The following is a 235-nucleotide window of genomic DNA, read 5'->3' on the forward strand; positions in this document are numbered from 1 at the left end:
ATGAACGCTTCCGGCGCGTTCGTCACGACCGGCACGGGCCTGCTCTCCAGCAACATCTCCTACACCGACACGACCGGCGCGACCGTAGCGCTGACCTTCAGCGTCATGACGCTCGACATCACCAACATGACGGGCGGCGCTCTGTCGCAGGCTCTGTCGGGTGTTGACTCCATCCTGACCCAGATGACCGACGCTGCCGCCGACCTCGGTGCGCTCAACAGCCGTATCGATCTGC

1 pseudogene is annotated in these 235 nt (G+C 64.3%); it reads left to right on the plus strand.

Going from position 1 to position 235, the window contains the following annotated elements:
- Nucleotides 1-235, plus strand: a pseudogene (locus tag ASE71_RS36240) (flagellin); the annotation flags it as partial.

The organism is Ensifer sp. Root954, from assembly GCF_001429005.1.
GTDB classification, from domain to species: domain Bacteria; phylum Pseudomonadota; class Alphaproteobacteria; order Rhizobiales; family Rhizobiaceae; genus Ensifer; species Ensifer adhaerens.